The sequence below is a fragment of the Pseudoxanthomonas mexicana genome, assembly GCF_001556105.1.
In the GTDB taxonomy this organism is placed as follows: domain Bacteria; phylum Pseudomonadota; class Gammaproteobacteria; order Xanthomonadales; family Xanthomonadaceae; genus Pseudoxanthomonas_A; species Pseudoxanthomonas_A mexicana_A.
The window spans coordinates 1-15,131 of the sequence record NZ_LSIF01000031.1 but is presented as its reverse complement, the minus strand read 5'-3'; the positions used below and the strand labels follow the sequence as shown (position 1 = coordinate 15,131).

Here is a 15,131-nt window from a genome sequence, read left to right as displayed (position 1 = left end):
AAGGATTGCGCAGGCGCCGGCCCACCGCGGCATTTACGCACCTGCCAGGTACTGCCGCCCTGCGCATCGTTGACGGCTTCCAGTCGCAACGCGGCGGCCGAGGGATTGGCGGCATGGCGACGGTCGCGCAGTGCGAAACCCAGGCATTCGCCGCTGTCGGCCGCCACCTGCAGGCGGCGCAGTGCAGGCCCGTCGGCCTGCACCGGCCAGCCGAGCACGGCGGCACAGGCGCCGCTGCGCAGGCATTGCTCGAACGCCCACAGCGCATCGCGTGGTGCCGCGTCGACGATTTCCAGCAACGCCAGGTCCACGCCGGCGGCCTGCCACGCCGGTGCATACGGAATGTAGGGCGGTGCGATCACCGCCACCGTACTGCCGGCCTGCGTCATCCGCGCCAACGTGGGCAGCAGCAGCGCCAACTCGCCCACGCCATCGGCGGGCAGCAGCAGTTCGGTCAGGGAGCGTCGTGGCCAGCCGCCCTGCGGCAGCAGCGCATCGAGCGCAGTGTGGCCGGTGGGTTCGCCGTCGGCGGCAATGGCCGCACTGCGGCCGGCATGCCACAGCGTGCGCGCCGCCAGCAACGTGTCGAGGGCGACAACGGCGCCCATGTCAGCCGCGCCGCACCAGGCCGCAGTAGACGCCTTCGATGGCGAAGTCCTGTCCCGGCGCGACCTCGATGGGCGCATGCGCCGGATTGCGCGGCAGCAGACGGATGCGGCGACGTTCGCGCTGCAGCCGCTTGATGGTGAGCTCGCCGTCGATGCGCGCCACCACGGTCTGCCCATCGCGTGCGTCCGGCGTGCGATGCACGCCGACCAGATCACCGTCGACGATGCCGTCGTCGATCATCGAATCGCCTTGCACCTTCAGCAGGTAATCCGGCTGTGGCGAGAACAGCCGGCGGTCCAGCCACAGCTGTTCGTCCAGGCCGATGTCGGCACCGATCGGCTGACCGGCGGCGACACGTCCCAGTACCGGCAGCGGCAGCAGGTCGGCCATGCCACCGGGCAGGCGCAGCCCGCGCTTCTGCCCCGGCGCCTGCTCCAGCAGGCCGTCGGCGACCAGCGCCTGCACGTGCTTCTGCGCGGCATTGCGCGAAGCGAAACCGAAGGCGTCGGCGATGTCCGCCAGGCTGGGCGCGCGCCCGGCCGCCAGTTCCCGGCGCAGGAAGGCCAGGACGGCGGCACGTTGGGGAGGCAGGTCGACAGGATCCATGGGTGTACATTTGTACACCCATCGGTCGCACAAGGCGAGACTGGCGAGGGCGCCGCCGATCGGTTAGCGACACCCCGCCGATGGCACGATCAGGCCGCCTGTTCTTCGGCGCGCTCGACCATGGTTTCGGCCATCTGCCGCCAGCTGGGCAACTGGTCCAGCACGCCCAGCGACTTCAGGTAGCCCTCGTCCACCGGCTCGTTGCTGGCCAGCGCGCCGGCCACGTGCACGGCACCCGGCACCCAGAAGCTGCGCAGGCTGGAACGCTGCGGCTGGCGGTGGAACGCCACCGCTTCGACGATCGGCATCGGCAGGCCCCACAGGCCCAGCAGGTAGGCGCCGGCCTCGGTGTGGCCAGGACGGTCGTCGTCCTCGGCCGCCGGCATGTCGCGCTCGTCGCGCACGCCGGGCAGCAGCAGGCCGATGTCGGCCAGCAGCGCAGCGGTGGCACCCAGTTCGGAACTGGTGCGCGGCAGGATCTTCGCCGCCAGGCGCGAGGCCAGCAATGCACGTTGCTGCAGCGCGCCGCGGTCGATGCTGGACGCGGTCTTCATCGAGAACACTTCGCTGGCCAGCACGAGGTCGCGCAGCGTGCCCAGTCCCAGCCGCGTCACCGCGGCCCGCATGTCGGTGATCGAACGGCCATTGGAGAAATAGGCCGAGTTGCACAGCTGCAGTACCTTGGCGGCGATGGCCGGATCGCCGGCGACCAGCGTGGCGATATCGTTCGCCGTGCCTTCGTCCTCTTCCAGCGCGCGGGTCAGCGCGAAATAGAGGTGCGGCGGCGACGGCAGGTGTTCGACGCGGCCGATGGCGCGACGCAGGCGCGGGCTGTCCAGCAGGTCGCGCAGCTCTTCCAGACTGTGGATCGATTCCAGCACCGTTTCCGACGACAGCGGCAACGGCAGGAAGCGGTGCGCCACGCCGATCAGCTTGATCGGGGCGGCCATGCTGTCGGTGCTGCCTTCCAGCAAGGCGATGCGGATGGTTTCCGGGCGCAGCGTGCGGATCTGTCCCAGCAACGTAGCCGGCGGCAGGTCGGACACCGCCGGCCCCACCATCACCACGTCGACCGGCCCATTGGCCACCGCGAACATCGCCGACTTGCCATCGGCCACCGATTCGACGGTCCATGCATCCCCCATGTCGCCGATGTAGTCGGCCAGGTCGGCGGGCAGGCAGGCGGTGTCGCCAACATACAGAATGCGCAAAGCACTTCCCCTTGGATCGTTCGTGCAAGTTCCAACGCGCGCCTCCCTGGTTGCGGAGGCACGGACTGAATGAAATCTAGCAAGGGTGTCGGCCGCGACGGCACATTCTTGAGACACGATGCGGGGAATGCGCAGCGCTTCACACTCCGCTGTCGGAAGTTTCCCGACAGCGTGCGGCATCGGCGCCGGATCCGTGCGATGGCGCACTGCCTGACAGGTGCAGCAGCAGGTGCGCCAGCGTCACCACGTCCTGGAAGTTGTGCTGCAGCACGCGCCGCAGCAGCCCGGCATCGCCGCCGCGCAGGTACTGCAGCCACGCGCCGGGCGCTTCCGATCCCGGCAGGTCGTCCTCGCGCACGATGCCGAGCGCGCGGTACTCGATGGTCGCCAGCCGGCAGTTCTCCCACACGCCGCGGTAGCGCCGGCGCGCCGGGAACAGCAGGTCGAGATGCTCGAGACCGGCCAGCGGCGTACCCTGCCGCGCCAGCCGGTAGCGCGCGGCCAGCAGCGGCGCGTCGTAGCAGCGTCCGTTGTAGCTGACCAGGCGCGTGTCCTCCGCCAGCCAGCGCGAGAATTCGCGCAGCATCGCCGGCTCCGCCGACAGGTGCGTGATCAGCAACTGGCGCACGCGCAATCCCCCGGGCACGAAATCCAACGCACCCACCATGAAGGCGCGCGTGCCGGTGCCACCGGACAGGCCGGTGGTCTCGGTGTCGAAGAACAGCATGTTCGCCGTGGGCAGCATGCCCGTCCGCGCGAACGTACCGTCGATGTGCGGGGCCACCGCAGCGAACGGCAGGATCTCTTCCAGCCGCAGCAGGCCCGGCGCGATCTCGTCGCCCGGCAGCGCACGGTCGCATGCGCGCACGACCCTCGATGCCTGCGCCCGTTCGCGGATTCCCAGCATGCGCCGCAGCGCCGGCAAGGGATCGTGCACCGGCGGCAACCGGGCGGGCGACGACACAGCCCCCTCGTGCCCGGCCTGGCGTCGCAGCCGCTGCAGTTTCTCCAGGCTGACGCTCATGCGACATCCAGCAGCTGCAGCACGCGTGCGGCCAGCGCGCGCGGAGACGTCTCGGCGCCTTCATCGCTCGCCAGCACCGGACCGACGCAGGCCGGACATCCGCCCCGGCAGTCGCACGAAGACACCAGACGCACCGCACGCTGCACCAGTTCGCGCTGGCGCCGCCACAGCGGCTCGCTCAGGCCGATGCCGCCGGGGTAGTTGTCGTAGAGATAGGCCGTGGGCACGAAGCGCTCGCCCGACACCGGCGACAGCACCTGGCTCTCGCTACCGCGCAACTGGCCACGCCCCTGCGTATCCGGCAGCGCGAACCATGCGCCGTCGCCATCGCCGACCGCCTTCTGCAGGTCGCGGCCTTCGGCCATCACCGCGACCGTGGCGGCGATGTGCAGCGCGTACGCGGCACCGAGGAACCCATCCAGCGCGTCCTGCCGCGATTGGAATGCCGATTCCAGCAACGCCGGCGGCAGCTGCCACCACAGGCTGGTGGTGTGCATCTCCTGGTCGGGCAGGTTCACCGGGCCGTAGCCGATGTTCTCGTGCGTGTAGTAGCGGATCTTCTTGTAGCCGGCCACGCGCCGCACCACGTGCACTTCGCCGTGGTGGCAGGTGCCCTGCCCGGCGATGCTGCCGTCGAAGCGCTCCAGCACCTTCAGCTTGGTGTAGTCGATCGCATCGGTGTAGTAGTCCACGTGCGTGCGGGTGACGTAGGCCTTGCGGCCTTCCCAGTCCAGCCGCTCCACCTGGTACGGCGTGGACTGGATCATGTGGATGGCGCCCTCGTACAGCGTCAGCGGTGCGGCGCTGAAATCCACTTCGGCGATGATCTCCTGGCGGCCATCGGTGCGGTCGACCACGACGAAGTTGCCGTCGGCCACCGAGCGCAGGCTGACCGCATTGGCCGGGAAGCTGTCGGCGATCCACTCGTAGCGGTCGCCTTCGCGATGGACCACGCTGTCCTCGTCCAGCAGTTGCAGGAACGGCGAAGGATCGACCGGACCGAACGGCTCGCCGGCGAGGAACGGCAGCTCGAACGCGGCGCAGCGCACGTGGTCGAGCAGGATCATCGGCTGGTCCGGCGCGGTGCGTGCATGTTCCGGCGGACTGTCGGCGAAGAACTCCGGATGCCGCACCACGTACTGGTCCAGCGGCTGCGAACTGGCGACGAGGATGCCCAGCGAGGCCTGCTGCCGGCGCCCTGCCCGGCCGAAGCGCTGCCACGTCGCCGCGATGGAACCGGGATAGCCGTTCAACACCACCGCATCCAGGCTGCCGATGTCGACGCCGAGTTCCAGCGCGGACGTGGAGATGATCCCGTCCACGCGCCCGTCGCGCATCGCGCGCTCCGCCTCGCGCCGTTCGGTGGGCAGGTAGCCGCCGCGGTAGGCACGGATGCGCGCCGGCAACCGCGGATCGCTGTCGAACACGTCCTTCAGGTACTTGGTCAGCACTTCGACCATCGTGCGCGATTGCGCGAACACCAGCGTCTTCAGCCCGGCCTTGATCGCCAGCCGCGCGATGCGGTTGCTCTGCGAACGCGCCGACGCGCGCAGGCCCAGGTCGGGATTGACCACGGGCGGGTTCCACAGCAGCACGTGCTTCTCGCCGCTCGGCGCGCCGGACTCGGTGATCGCGTGCACCGGCAGTTCCAGCAGCGCTTCCGCATGCGCCTGCGGATTGCCGATGGTGGCCGAGCAGACGATGAACTGCGGCGTGGCACCGTAGAACGCGCACACCCGCCTGAGCCGGCGCAGCACGTTGGCCACGTGGCTGCCGAACACGCCGCGATAGGTATGCACTTCGTCGATCACCACGTAGCGCAGGTTCTCGAAGAACTGCGCCCACTTGGTGTGGTGCGGCAGGATGGCCTGGTGCAGCATGTCCGGATTGCTGACCACGATGTCGCCGTGCAGGCGGATCGCCTGCCGCGCATCGCCCGGCGTATCGCCGTCGAAGGTGAACGCCTTCAGGCCCAGGTCGCCGGCCTTGCTCAGGTCCAGCAGTTCCGCCACCTGGTCCTGCGCCAGTGCCTTGGTCGGGAACAGGTACAGCGCCTTGCCCCGCTTCGACAACGCCGACGCCACCACCGGCAGCGTGTAGCACAGCGATTTGCCGGAGGCGGTCGGCGTGACCACGGCCAGATGATCGCCCGCCTGCGCGTGCCGCCAGGCATCGGCCTGATGCGAATACAGGCGTTCGATGCCCCGCTGGCGCAATGCGTCGGCCAGTGCCGCCGGCAAGTCGTCGGGCAGCGCCTCGTAGCGTCCTTCGCGTGCGGGAATGACGAACTGGCCGGTGACGCGATCGCGATACTTGCCCGACAGACGTTCCGCCAGGGCACGGCCATCGGCGGTGGTGGCGGGCAACAGCGCGGCCTCGTCGGCATGGCGACGGATCAGGGCGGTCTGGGCAGGCATGGCGGTCTCTCGTCGACGGACTGCCATCTGACGTCGCCGTCGTCTCAACCACTGAGACTGACCGCGCGCTGATCGGCCATCGCCCTCTCAGCTTTGTGAGCGGGCAACGAAGGGATTTCTCACCCACGGGTAACGGGTGGCGCGATACCACGTCACGGTGACAATGGAGACCCCCCATGGACCGACAGCTCTATCGCGCCCAGCTCGACACCCTCCGTCAGACGCCGCCCCGCCTCGCCGCGTTGAATGACGATGCGTTCGTCGCCTTCACGGCCTACGACTACGGACGCCGTCGCCGCCTGCACCCGGACGTCGCCTGGGAAGACGCATGCCGCGCCTACGCCTTCGCCGCGGCCTCGCATGCCGACCATGCAGGCCAGCTCGACCTCGATACCGAACTCGCGCTGGAAGACCACTGGGATCGGCTGCGCGGCGATGCCGGGCCGGACTGGCCGGTGACGCGCACGCTGTTGCGCGAAGCATGGCGATGGCTGGATGAGCACGAGATCGAGCCCCTGCGCACGCATTGAACGACTGAACGGATGCACCTGCGGCACCGATGACGACGAACGGCTGGCCGGCTTGCTCGCCGGCGGCCGTGTTCCTCATTGCAGGGGCGACCACCACAAGACCCGGCAGGGTCGCGGGCCACGCATCTCCTTCGGGGGAGATGGAGTACCACGTTGCCGACAGGGGCTTCGCGCAGTCGCAGCGGAGCGGTGCAGGCGGTCGCAGCGTCCACACGCCGGCCGTCATCCATCCATGCGGTCCACGCACTGCCTGGCCTCGCGCCATGGAGGGGACCCCATGCCATGCCTGCACGATCCGCTTGCCCATGCGTGGTCCGACGAGGCCATGCCCTGCGCCGTCATCGACATCCAGACCGAACTGCACTTCTGGGCCGACACCTATGCGCACCAGACGTTCCACCGACCCGGCACGCCCTTCCGCCATTACGTGCCGACGCTGAAGTTCGCCTACGACACCTACCTGCTCTCGCACCGGCGTTCCTTGCAGGAACTGCTGCCGACGCTGCGCGCGCGCTATGACGCCGGCATCGTGTGCGGCGTGCGCCTGGACTGGCCCTTGGCGCATGCCGTCATCGCGCGCGTATGGGAGCGCCTGAACGCACCCCTCGAGGAAGATCCTCCGCTGTTCCTGCCGCCGTCCGGCGCGATGGAGGAACGCGCATTGCTGGCGGACGCCGTGCGTCGTCGTTGACGGCATCCATCACGCGGCTTTTTCAAAAGTGAACCGATGCGCCTGCACCGGGTTAAATGCCGGTTAAAAAGCCCTTTATTTCACTTAAGCATCACCGCGGAAAACAAAAACTCCGTTCCGTCACCACCATGTCGAAACGGGGATCACCATGGTCAGCCAGTACGCTCGCAGCACCCATTCCACCGCACAGATCGTCGATATCGACGCCGAACTGGCGTACTGGAAGACGCGACTCAATGAAGACACGTTCCAGGTGGTCGGGGCCACGGTCGGCGATCTCGAGCGGTGCCTGAAGATCGGCTACGACGCCTACCTGCTGCACCACCGGCAGGAATTCGAGGAGATCGCGCCGTCGCTGCGCGACCGCCTGCAGCGCGATTGCCCGGACACGCCGATCGGCTGGTACCGCGCGCAACCGATCATGCGCGCGGTGTGGCAGCGCTTGAAGCCGACGCCCACGATGGGTCGCGTCTGATCGAGGTCCTCACGCGCGCCTGCGTCCCGTCGGGATCGTCAGGCGCGCAACCCCAGCGCGTGTTCGATCGCACCGAACAATGACTGCACCTGCACCGGCTTCACCACGGCGGCCGCGCAATCGCGCCCATCGGACTGCCTGCCGGGTTCGCGCAGGCGGATGACCGGCCCGTCGAAGCCCGCCTCCTGCAACACCGCCAACACATCCGCCGCCGACAGCAGCAGGATGTCGTCGTCGATGATCGCCAGTGCGGGAAGACCATCGCGCGCGATCTGCTGCAGCGCATTCGCGCCGTCGGGCGCCATGACGGGGTCGTAGCCCTGCGCCGCCAGCGCATTGCCCAGCAGCGAGAGGCGCGTGGCGTCGCCATCGACCAGCAGGATGCGCCGGCCCTCGCCGTCGAGGAAGGTCGTGTCGTCCAGTCCCATCCATTCGTCGATGGCGGGTGCCGGCAGGTGCAATTCGAACGCGCTGCCCTGGCCTGGCGCGCTGCGCACCTCGATCCGCCCCTGCACCGACTCCACGATGCGCTTGCACGACATCAGGCCCAGGCCGGTGCCGCTGGACTTGGTGGTGAAGAACGGCGTGAACAGCTGCTGCCGCGTCGCCTCGTCCATGCCGCTGCCTTCGTCCGCCACGCGCAGCACCACATAGTCGCGGCCGTCGGCCGCCACCGCGGGCAGCGCAGACAGGGTCAGCTGGCCACCCCGCTCCGCCATCGCCTGGATGCCGTTGAGGCACAGGTTGATCAGGCACTGCTGGAACTCGGTGTAGTTGCCTTCGATCACCAGATCTTCCGGCGGCTGCTCGACCGTCAGCCGGACCTGACGCGACAGGCTGCCCTGCAGCAGCAGCTGCACCGCGCTGAACAGCGCCGCCACGCTGATGGTCTCGCTGGCCTTGCGCGAACCGCGGACGAACGACAGCATCGAATCGGCCATTTCGTGGCCGCGCTTGCCGCTTTCCGAAATCACCGCGCCCAGGCGCAGGATCTTCGGGTCGTCGCTGTAGGTCGACAGCAGGTCGGGCACGATCAGCAACGGCTGCAGGATGTTGCGCAGGTCGTGGCTCAGGCCCGCGGCCAGCATCGCCAGGCAGTCCAGCCGCTGCGAACGCATCAGCTCGCGCTCGGCATGCTCGCGCTCGCGCTCGGTGCGCGCTTCGCGGATGGCACGCGCCACCGCCGACGGCAATCGTACGGGGGAGTGCTTCAGCACATAGTCGCTGGCGCCTTCCTGCAAGGCCTTGACCGCCGCTTCCTCGCCGATCGTGCCGGAGAAGAACACGAACGGCAGCCGTGCATCGTGCCGGCGCAGGATCTGCAGCGCCTGGTAACCGGAAAAGCCCGGCAATTCCATGTCCGACAGGACCAGGTCGAACGGAGCGCCAGCCAGAGCCGCCCGCATGTCGTCCGCGCCATCGACGCGGACGAATTCGGCGGCGATGCCGGCATCCTGCAACTGCTCGACCAGCAACTCGGCATCGAGTTCAGAGTCCTCCACCAGCAGGATGCGGACAGGGCCCAGCGGTGTTCCGGACTGCGGCACCGGTCAGCCTCCGGCCGGGGTTTCGTTGATGACGGCCCAGAACGTGCCCAGCGTCTTCACCGCCTGGAAGAACTGGTCGATGTCGACCGGCTTCACCACGTAAGCGTTCACGCCCAGGTCCCAGCTGCGCGCCAGGTCGCTCTCCTCGCGGGACGACGACAGGATCACCACCGGCAGGTGCTTGAGCTTCTCGTCCGAGCGGATGTGCTTCAGCACTTCCAGCCCGTCCATGCGCGGCATCTTGATGTCGAGCAGCAGCACCGACGGCATGCCGTCCTCACGATCGGCATGGGCGCCACGGCGGAACAGGTAATCCAGCGCTTCGACGCCGTCTTCCACATGCACGATGGGGTTGGCCAGGTTGGCTTCGCGCAGCGCGTCGATCGCCATTTCGGCGTCGGCCAGGCTGTCTTCGGCCAGCAGGATGGTGCGGATGTCGCTCATGCGTCTTTCTCTCTGGAAGGCGGAGCATCGAGCGCCGCAGGAAGGGTGAAATAGAACGTGGCGCCCTCGTCCGGCGCCGATTCGGCCCAGATGCGGCCACCATGCCGGCCGATCACCCGGCGGACGCTGGCCAGGCCGATGCCGGTACCGGGGAAATCACTGGCCTTGTGCAGGCGCTGGAACACGCCGAACAGTTTGCCCGCGTAGGCCATGTCGAAGCCCGCGCCGTTGTCGCGCACGCTGAAGAGGTGGCTGCCGTCCTCCTGGATGCGATGCTCCACGTCGATGAGCGACCGCTCGCGCTGGCTGCTGTACTTCAGCGCGTTGCCCAGCAGGTTGTTCCAGACCTGGCGCATCATGTTCTCGTCGGCCAGCACGATGGGCATCGGCGCGATGCGCCACTGCACGCGATCCGCGCGGCCGTCGTTGTCCTCGTTCGCATCCAGCATCGCGCGCGCTTCGGCGACCAGCGACTGCATGTCCACCGCCTGCAGGCGCAACGCACTGCGACCCAGCCGCGAATACACCAACAGATCGTCGATCAACTGCGACATGCGGCGCGCGGAGTCGCCGATCACGCCGAGGTAGTGCCGGCTCTTGTCGTCGATGCCGTCGCCCAGGTGACGGCCCAGCTTGTCGGAGAAGCCGGCCACGTGACGCAGCGGCGCGCGCAGGTCGTGCGACACCGAGTAGCTGAAAGCCTCGAGTTCGCGGTTCACTTCCGACACCTGCTCCACCTTGCCTTCCAGCTGGCGGTTCAGCGCGGCGATCTCCAGCTGCGCGGTCTTCTGCAGCGAGATGTCGCTGACCGTCACCAGTACCGCGTGGTCGTCCGTATCGGGCAGCGGCATGCGACGCGCATTGAGCAGCACGGTGCGGCGCAGGCCGTCCGCGGTTTCCTGCTGCAATTCGTAATCCCACAGCTCGCGCCCGCGCGCCAGCACGTCGTGCAGCCGCTGGCGCATGATCTTGTCCTGCCACGCGACGCCCAGATCATCCAGCGAGGGAACCCGATGGTCCTTCTCGATGCCGTACAGCTCCGCGAACGCCGCGTTGTGCATCTGGATGTGCTGCTCGCCGTCCAGCAGCACGATCGGCTCGCGGACGGTATCCAGCACGACCAGCGCGCGCTGGCTCGCCTGCGCGGTCTTCCTCTCGGCATTCAGCCGGCGCGCCACCTGCCGGCCCAGCGACATCAGCACCAGCGACAGCAGCAGCAGCTGGGCACCCAGCGCGATCATCCGGATCCATTCGATGCGCTTGCGCTGCTCCACCGCATCGCCGGTCCGCTGGCTGAGCAGCGCGCGCTCATCGTTGAGGATGTCGTTCAGCAGGCCACGGATCGGGAAACGCGTGGCCAGCGGCGCGACCACGCTGCCGCGGTAGGCCTCCGGCGCCTCGATCAACTGGTCGACCACCTCGATGCGGGCATCGACCAGTTCACGCAGGCGTCCGATGCGCACCAGTTGCTCGGGGTTGTCCGCCGTCAGCCGGACCAGTGTCTCGAACCGCTCCGGCAGCGACGTACGCCCGGTGACCAGGCGCTGGCGGGCCAGCGGGTGGTCCGCACCCAGCGCGATCAGCATGCCGGCGCTCTCCATTTCACGCACATCCAGCGCCAGCCCGAGCACCGCGGCTTCCACCTGGTGGGTATGGATGACGACGTCCGTCGCGTTCTGGTTGGCGCGGGACAGCCGCTGCAACAGCATGACCGGCGCGACCACGATCAGCAGGATCACCAGCCCCAATACCGGCAGGCGCGATTTTCCCCACATCGTGCGGGCGCGTTCTTCGTTCATGTTCCCCTGGCGTCGACTGGACGCGTCAAGGCAACGACCTGCCTGCGCGAGTATCCAGCGATGCTAGCGCAGGCATGTCACATTTGGAATCGAAACAGGTCGTTCAGGAAACGCCGGCAACATGAACGCGGTCGCGCCCGTCGCGCTTGGCTTCGTACAGCGCCAGATCGGCACGCCGCATCTGCTCGCGCAGGGATTCGCCCGCTTGGTGATGCGCGACGCCAGCGGACAAGGTCGCCACGAGATCCGCCTGCGCCTTGCCGAACTCGTTGCGCAGGCGCTCCGCGAACGCCTGCGCGGAGACCGCATCGTCCCCGGCCAGCAGCACGGCGAATTCTTCACCACCGATACGGGCCGCGCAGCCGTCCGTTCCGACGCGTGCGCGCATGATGCCGCCCAGGCGCTGCAGGACCGCATCGCCGCCATCGTGGCCGTGGTCATCGTTGATGCGTTTGAAGTAGTCGATATCCAGTACCACCACCGCGACCGGTCGTCCGGCGCTCAGCGCCTGCGCATGCAGGGCGACCGCACGCTCGCTCCAGCCATTGCGGTTGAGCAATCCGGTCAGTTCGTCGGTATGCGCCTGCTGCACCAGGCGTCGGCGCATCTGCCAGGCGGACACGGCGAAATCCGTGCGATACCCGGCCAGCACCAGGCCGAAGCCGATCGTCGTCAACGTGTACAGCCAGTAGAGCGCCGTGCCGGTGCCGGGTGCGCCATGCAGCACGATGCGCAGCTGCGCCATCACCACGATCAGCAGCGCCAGCGCCAGCAGCGACACCGGACGCACCATCAGCGCCATCAGCGCCAGCGGCAACAGCTGGAACAGGCCCGTGCGCAACGCCAGCTGGCCGGTCGCACCGGGCAACGGCATGCTCATGAAAACGCCTGTCAGCAGCGTGCCGGCCAGCACCAGCACCAGGCGCTGCTGCCACTGCACCAGGCGCGCGACGCCGGCGGCACAGGCCGCCACGCCCAACGCCGCCAGCACCTGCGCCCATACCGGATAGCCGATCGACGGCGTGACGTCCACCAGTTCGAAGATCGCGATGATCGCCATCAGCACGGCACCGCACAGCAGTACGCCGCTGACGATGGGACGCGTGGCACGCAGTTGGGCCCTGGCCAGGTCCTCGCGCTCGGCCGCATCCAGTGAACGCGTCGAGCGGCGCGACAGCAGCACGCGGAAGTCGTGCATCAGGCCGGGAACCGCGATCGGTGCGTGGACGAGTCGTACGTGCATGCGCGGTTCCAGGACGGGACATCCCCCGCGATGCAATGCGCGTGCCACCTCATCGGTCGCCGCGCCGGGCCGTGTGCGTCAGCCGGCACGCACGCCACCGCCATGCTGGCGACCGCACACGGCTGACGTGCCGCGTCGATAGTTGACGGCACGCGGGCCTGGGGCGTCATCCGCCGAACGCGGCCCGCATGCGCGCTTCGTCCGGCTGCTCGATCACGCCCTTCTCGGTGACGATGGCATCGATCAGCGACGCCGGCGTCACGTCGAAGACCGGATTCCACGCTTCCACGCCTTCCGCGACGATGCGCGTACCCCCGATGCCGAGCAGTTCGGCCGGGTCGCGCTCCTCGATGTGGATGACGTCGCCGTTCGGCGTGGCCATGTCCACCGTGGACGACGGCGCGACCACCATGAACTTCGCGCCGTGGTGGCGCGCGGCAATGGCCAGCTGGTAGGTGCCGATCTTGTTGGCCGTGTCGCCATTGGCGCAGATGCGGTCCGCCCCGACGATCACCCACTGCACGGCACCGGTCTTCATCAGGTGCGAGGCGGCGGAGTCGGCGATCAGCGTGGCGGGAATGCCGTCCTGCTGCAGTTCCCACGCGGTCAGCCGCGCACCCTGCTGCCACGGCCGCGTCTCGCCGGCATACACCTTGCCGATGAGGCCCTGTGCCACGCCGGCGCGGATCACGCCCAGCGCGGTGCCGAAGCCGGCGGTGGCCAGCGAGCCGGTATTGCAGTGGGTCAGCACGCCACTGCCCTCGCCGATCAGCGCCGCACCGAGTTCGCCCATGTGGCGGTTCGCGGCCAGGTCTTCCTCGGCGATCGCCAGCGCCTCCAGTTCCAGCACGCCGCGCCAGTCGCCGCCGGCGGTACGCAGGGCCGCGCGCATCCGCGCCAGGGCCCAGGCCAGGTTCACCGCCGTCGGCCGCGCATCATTGAGGCGCTGCAGCGCCGGTTGCAGTTTTTCCAGCGCCTCGGCCGGCGTCGCCGCCAGCACCTCGCGCGAGGCCAGTACCACGCCCCAGGCGGCGGCGATGCCGATGGCAGGCGCACCGCGCACGGCCAGGTCGTGGATGGCGGCCGCCACCTCATCGCTGGTGGTGCAGCTCAGGTACTCCACCACAAACGGCAGCTTGCGCTGGTCCAGCAGTTCCAGTGCGGTGCCGGTCCAGCGGATGGGGCGGATACGGTCGTAGCGGGCGTAATCGATGGCGTCGTTCATGCCCGCATTGTACCGGCCCGCCGTGAGCGGGCCGTTCCCCTCGTGGAACTCACCAGCCGCGGAACTCGCCCCGGCATCCCGACGTCACCCGCACGCCCCGCTTGTCGCGGCCCCAGCTGCGGCCTTCGATGCAGGCGCTGCTCGACAGCGGTCGCACCAGGTCCACGCGGCGGCCGTCGACCGCGCAGCTGCGCGTGCGGCCCTTGTCGGAAATGAACACGACCTCACGAAACCGCCCGCAGTCCACACGACCTGCGCGCGAAGTTCTGCAGGCTTTCAGGCGCGCGCGAAATCGAAGGCCAGCACATCGGCGATGCGCGGCGTATCCAGCATCGCCATCAGCAGCCGGTCCACGCCCAGCGCCACGCCGGCGCAGGCCGGCATGCCGTGTCCCAGCGCCGCCAGCAGGGCTTCGTCCAAAGGCGGCGCCGCGTCACCGCGCGCCTGCCGCAGCGCGACGTCGCGCTCGAACCGCGCACGCTGCTCCACCGCATCGGTCAGCTCGTGGTAGCCATTGGCCAGTTCCAGCGGTCCCAGGTACAGCTCGAAGCGCTCCGCCACCGCCACGCCATCGCGGTCGACCACGCGCGCCAGCGCGGACTGGCTTGCCGGATAGTCGTGCACGACGGTGATGTGGTCGCGCGCAAACGCCGGTTGCAGCCGGTGCGTCATCAACAGGTCCAGCCAGTCGTCGCGGGTCAGTCCCTCGCCGTCGATGGCGATGCCGGAAGCGGCATTGCGCACCACGTCCAGCTCGGCCGTCATCGGATCGAAGCCGAGCTGCTGCATGTACAGCTCGCGGAAGCGGATGCGCGACACCGTCGCCTCCCGCCCGATCATCGACAGCGCCGCCTGCACCAGCGCGACCGTCTCGTCGACCAGCGGCTCCAGCGTCCAGCCCACGCGGTACCACTCGAGCAGGGTGAACTCCGGGTTGTGGCGACCGCCCGCCTCGCCATCGCGGAACACCCGCCCCAGTTCGAAGCAATCGCCCACGCCGGCCGCCAGCAGGCGCTTCAACGGAAACTCCGGCGAGGTGCGCAACCAGCGCGTGCGCGGTGCGCCGTCCGTGCGGCCGGAGAAGTCCAGCGAGAACGAGGCGATGTTCGCGTCGGTGTTGCCTGCGCGCGACATCATCGGCGTCTCGATTTCCAGCACGTCGCGCGCAAAGAAGAACTCGCGTACCAGACGGTTCACCCAGGCGCGAAGGCGCAGCGCATCGCGCAGGGCGGAGGGCGCCCAGGACTGATCTGCAATCGCTGGATGCCACGTCGGGCCAGCCGTCAATGCGCCCCCCCTCACCCCAACCC

General features: G+C 68.7%; 14 protein-coding genes and 1 pseudogene. 3 read left to right on the top strand and 12 right to left on the bottom strand.

What is annotated here, in order from left to right; all coding sequences use genetic code 11:
• Positions 1-5: 5 nt before the first annotated feature.
• The 5 genes and pseudogenes from imuA to AX730_RS05350 form a co-directional block, all read right to left on the bottom strand.
• Positions 6-608, bottom strand: a pseudogene (gene imuA, locus AX730_RS05370) (translesion DNA synthesis-associated protein ImuA); the annotation flags it as partial.
• A gap of 1 nt (position 609) precedes the next feature.
• On the bottom strand, positions 610-1,215 hold the full coding sequence (lexA, locus tag AX730_RS05365) for a transcriptional repressor LexA (protein WP_062353100.1): 606 nt from the start codon (positions 1,213-1,215) through the stop codon (positions 610-612).
• Positions 1,216-1,304: 89 nt separating this feature from the next.
• Positions 1,305-2,426, bottom strand: coding sequence for an HDOD domain-containing protein (locus tag AX730_RS05360; RefSeq protein ID WP_062353097.1), 1,122 nt, complete (start codon positions 2,424-2,426; stop codon positions 1,305-1,307).
• A gap of 139 nt (positions 2,427-2,565) precedes the next feature.
• Positions 2,566-3,450: a ribonuclease H-like domain-containing protein gene (locus AX730_RS05355; protein WP_062353094.1), complete on the bottom strand. Its 885-nt coding sequence runs from the start codon at positions 3,448-3,450 to the stop codon at positions 2,566-2,568.
• Positions 3,447-5,867: a DEAD/DEAH box helicase gene (locus tag AX730_RS05350; protein ID WP_062353091.1), complete on the bottom strand. Its 2,421-nt coding sequence runs from the start codon at positions 5,865-5,867 to the stop codon at positions 3,447-3,449. The genes AX730_RS05355 and AX730_RS05350 overlap by 4 nt, the downstream gene beginning before the upstream one ends.
• A 176-nt stretch (positions 5,868-6,043) precedes the next feature.
• On the opposite strand from AX730_RS05350, the gene AX730_RS05345 reads away from it, so the two are divergent.
• The 3 genes from AX730_RS05345 (at position 6,044) to AX730_RS05335 (ending at position 7,563) form a co-directional block, all read left to right on the top strand.
• Positions 6,044-6,397 (top strand): hypothetical protein, encoded by a 354-nt coding sequence (locus tag AX730_RS05345; RefSeq protein WP_062353088.1) that lies wholly within the window; start codon positions 6,044-6,046, stop codon positions 6,395-6,397.
• A gap of 277 nt (positions 6,398-6,674) precedes the next feature.
• On the top strand, positions 6,675-7,088 hold the full coding sequence (locus AX730_RS05340; protein ID WP_062353086.1) for a hypothetical protein: 414 nt from the start codon (positions 6,675-6,677) through the stop codon (positions 7,086-7,088).
• 148 nt (positions 7,089-7,236) lie between these two features.
• Positions 7,237-7,563 (top strand): hypothetical protein, encoded by a 327-nt coding sequence (locus tag AX730_RS05335; RefSeq protein WP_062353083.1) that lies wholly within the window; start codon positions 7,237-7,239, stop codon positions 7,561-7,563.
• Positions 7,564-7,601: 38 nt separating this feature from the next.
• Here the strand turns inward: AX730_RS05335 and AX730_RS05330 are convergent, their stop codons facing one another.
• The 7 genes from AX730_RS05330 to epmA form a co-directional block, all read right to left on the bottom strand.
• A complete protein-coding gene (locus AX730_RS05330; protein WP_062353080.1) occupies positions 7,602-9,110 on the bottom strand; it encodes a hybrid sensor histidine kinase/response regulator in 1,509 nt (502 codons plus the stop codon).
• A 3-nt stretch (positions 9,111-9,113) separates the two neighbouring features.
• Positions 9,114-9,554, bottom strand: a complete 441-nt coding sequence (locus tag AX730_RS05325) for a response regulator (protein ID WP_062353078.1) — start codon at positions 9,552-9,554, stop codon at positions 9,114-9,116.
• Positions 9,551-11,353 carry an ATP-binding protein gene (locus AX730_RS05320; protein ID WP_062353075.1) on the bottom strand — a complete coding sequence of 601 codons (1,803 nt, stop codon included), beginning with the start codon at positions 11,351-11,353 and terminating at the stop codon, positions 9,551-9,553. The genes AX730_RS05325 and AX730_RS05320 overlap by 4 nt, the downstream gene beginning before the upstream one ends.
• Before the next feature lie 103 nt (positions 11,354-11,456).
• On the bottom strand, positions 11,457-12,596 hold the full coding sequence (locus AX730_RS05315; protein WP_062353071.1) for a GGDEF domain-containing protein: 1,140 nt from the start codon (positions 12,594-12,596) through the stop codon (positions 11,457-11,459).
• 166 nt (positions 12,597-12,762) lie between these two features.
• A complete protein-coding gene (gene mtnA / locus AX730_RS05310) occupies positions 12,763-13,821 on the bottom strand; it encodes an S-methyl-5-thioribose-1-phosphate isomerase (RefSeq protein WP_062353058.1) in 1,059 nt (352 codons plus the stop codon).
• Between the two features lie 49 nt (positions 13,822-13,870).
• Positions 13,871-14,068: a DUF3011 domain-containing protein gene (locus AX730_RS18370; protein ID WP_269746984.1), complete on the bottom strand. Its 198-nt coding sequence runs from the start codon at positions 14,066-14,068 to the stop codon at positions 13,871-13,873.
• Positions 14,069-14,097: 29 nt separating this feature from the next.
• Complete coding sequence (epmA, locus tag AX730_RS05305; protein ID WP_062353159.1) at positions 14,098-15,078, bottom strand: EF-P lysine aminoacylase EpmA; 981 nt, start codon at positions 15,076-15,078, stop codon at positions 14,098-14,100.
• Between the last annotated feature and the right edge of the window lie 53 nt (positions 15,079-15,131).

Coding starts and splice junctions, on each gene's coding strand:
- AX730_RS05340 (WP_062353086.1), top strand. CDS start 6,675: ATGCCATGCCTGCACGATCCGCTTGCCCATGCGTGGTCCGACGAGGCC.
- AX730_RS05325 (WP_062353078.1), bottom strand. CDS start 9,554: ATGAGCGACATCCGCACCATCCTGCTGGCCGAAGACAGCCTGGCCGAC.
- AX730_RS05315 (WP_062353071.1), bottom strand. CDS start 12,596: ATGCACGTACGACTCGTCCACGCACCGATCGCGGTTCCCGGCCTGATG.
- AX730_RS05345 (WP_062353088.1), top strand. CDS start 6,044: ATGGACCGACAGCTCTATCGCGCCCAGCTCGACACCCTCCGTCAGACG.
- lexA (WP_062353100.1), bottom strand. CDS start 1,215: ATGGATCCTGTCGACCTGCCTCCCCAACGTGCCGCCGTCCTGGCCTTC.
- AX730_RS05350 (WP_062353091.1), bottom strand. CDS start 5,867: ATGCCTGCCCAGACCGCCCTGATCCGTCGCCATGCCGACGAGGCCGCG.
- AX730_RS05355 (WP_062353094.1), bottom strand. CDS start 3,450: ATGAGCGTCAGCCTGGAGAAACTGCAGCGGCTGCGACGCCAGGCCGGG.
- mtnA (WP_062353058.1), bottom strand. CDS start 13,821: ATGAACGACGCCATCGATTACGCCCGCTACGACCGTATCCGCCCCATC.
- AX730_RS05320 (WP_062353075.1), bottom strand. CDS start 11,353: ATGAACGAAGAACGCGCCCGCACGATGTGGGGAAAATCGCGCCTGCCG.
- AX730_RS05335 (WP_062353083.1), top strand. CDS start 7,237: ATGGTCAGCCAGTACGCTCGCAGCACCCATTCCACCGCACAGATCGTC.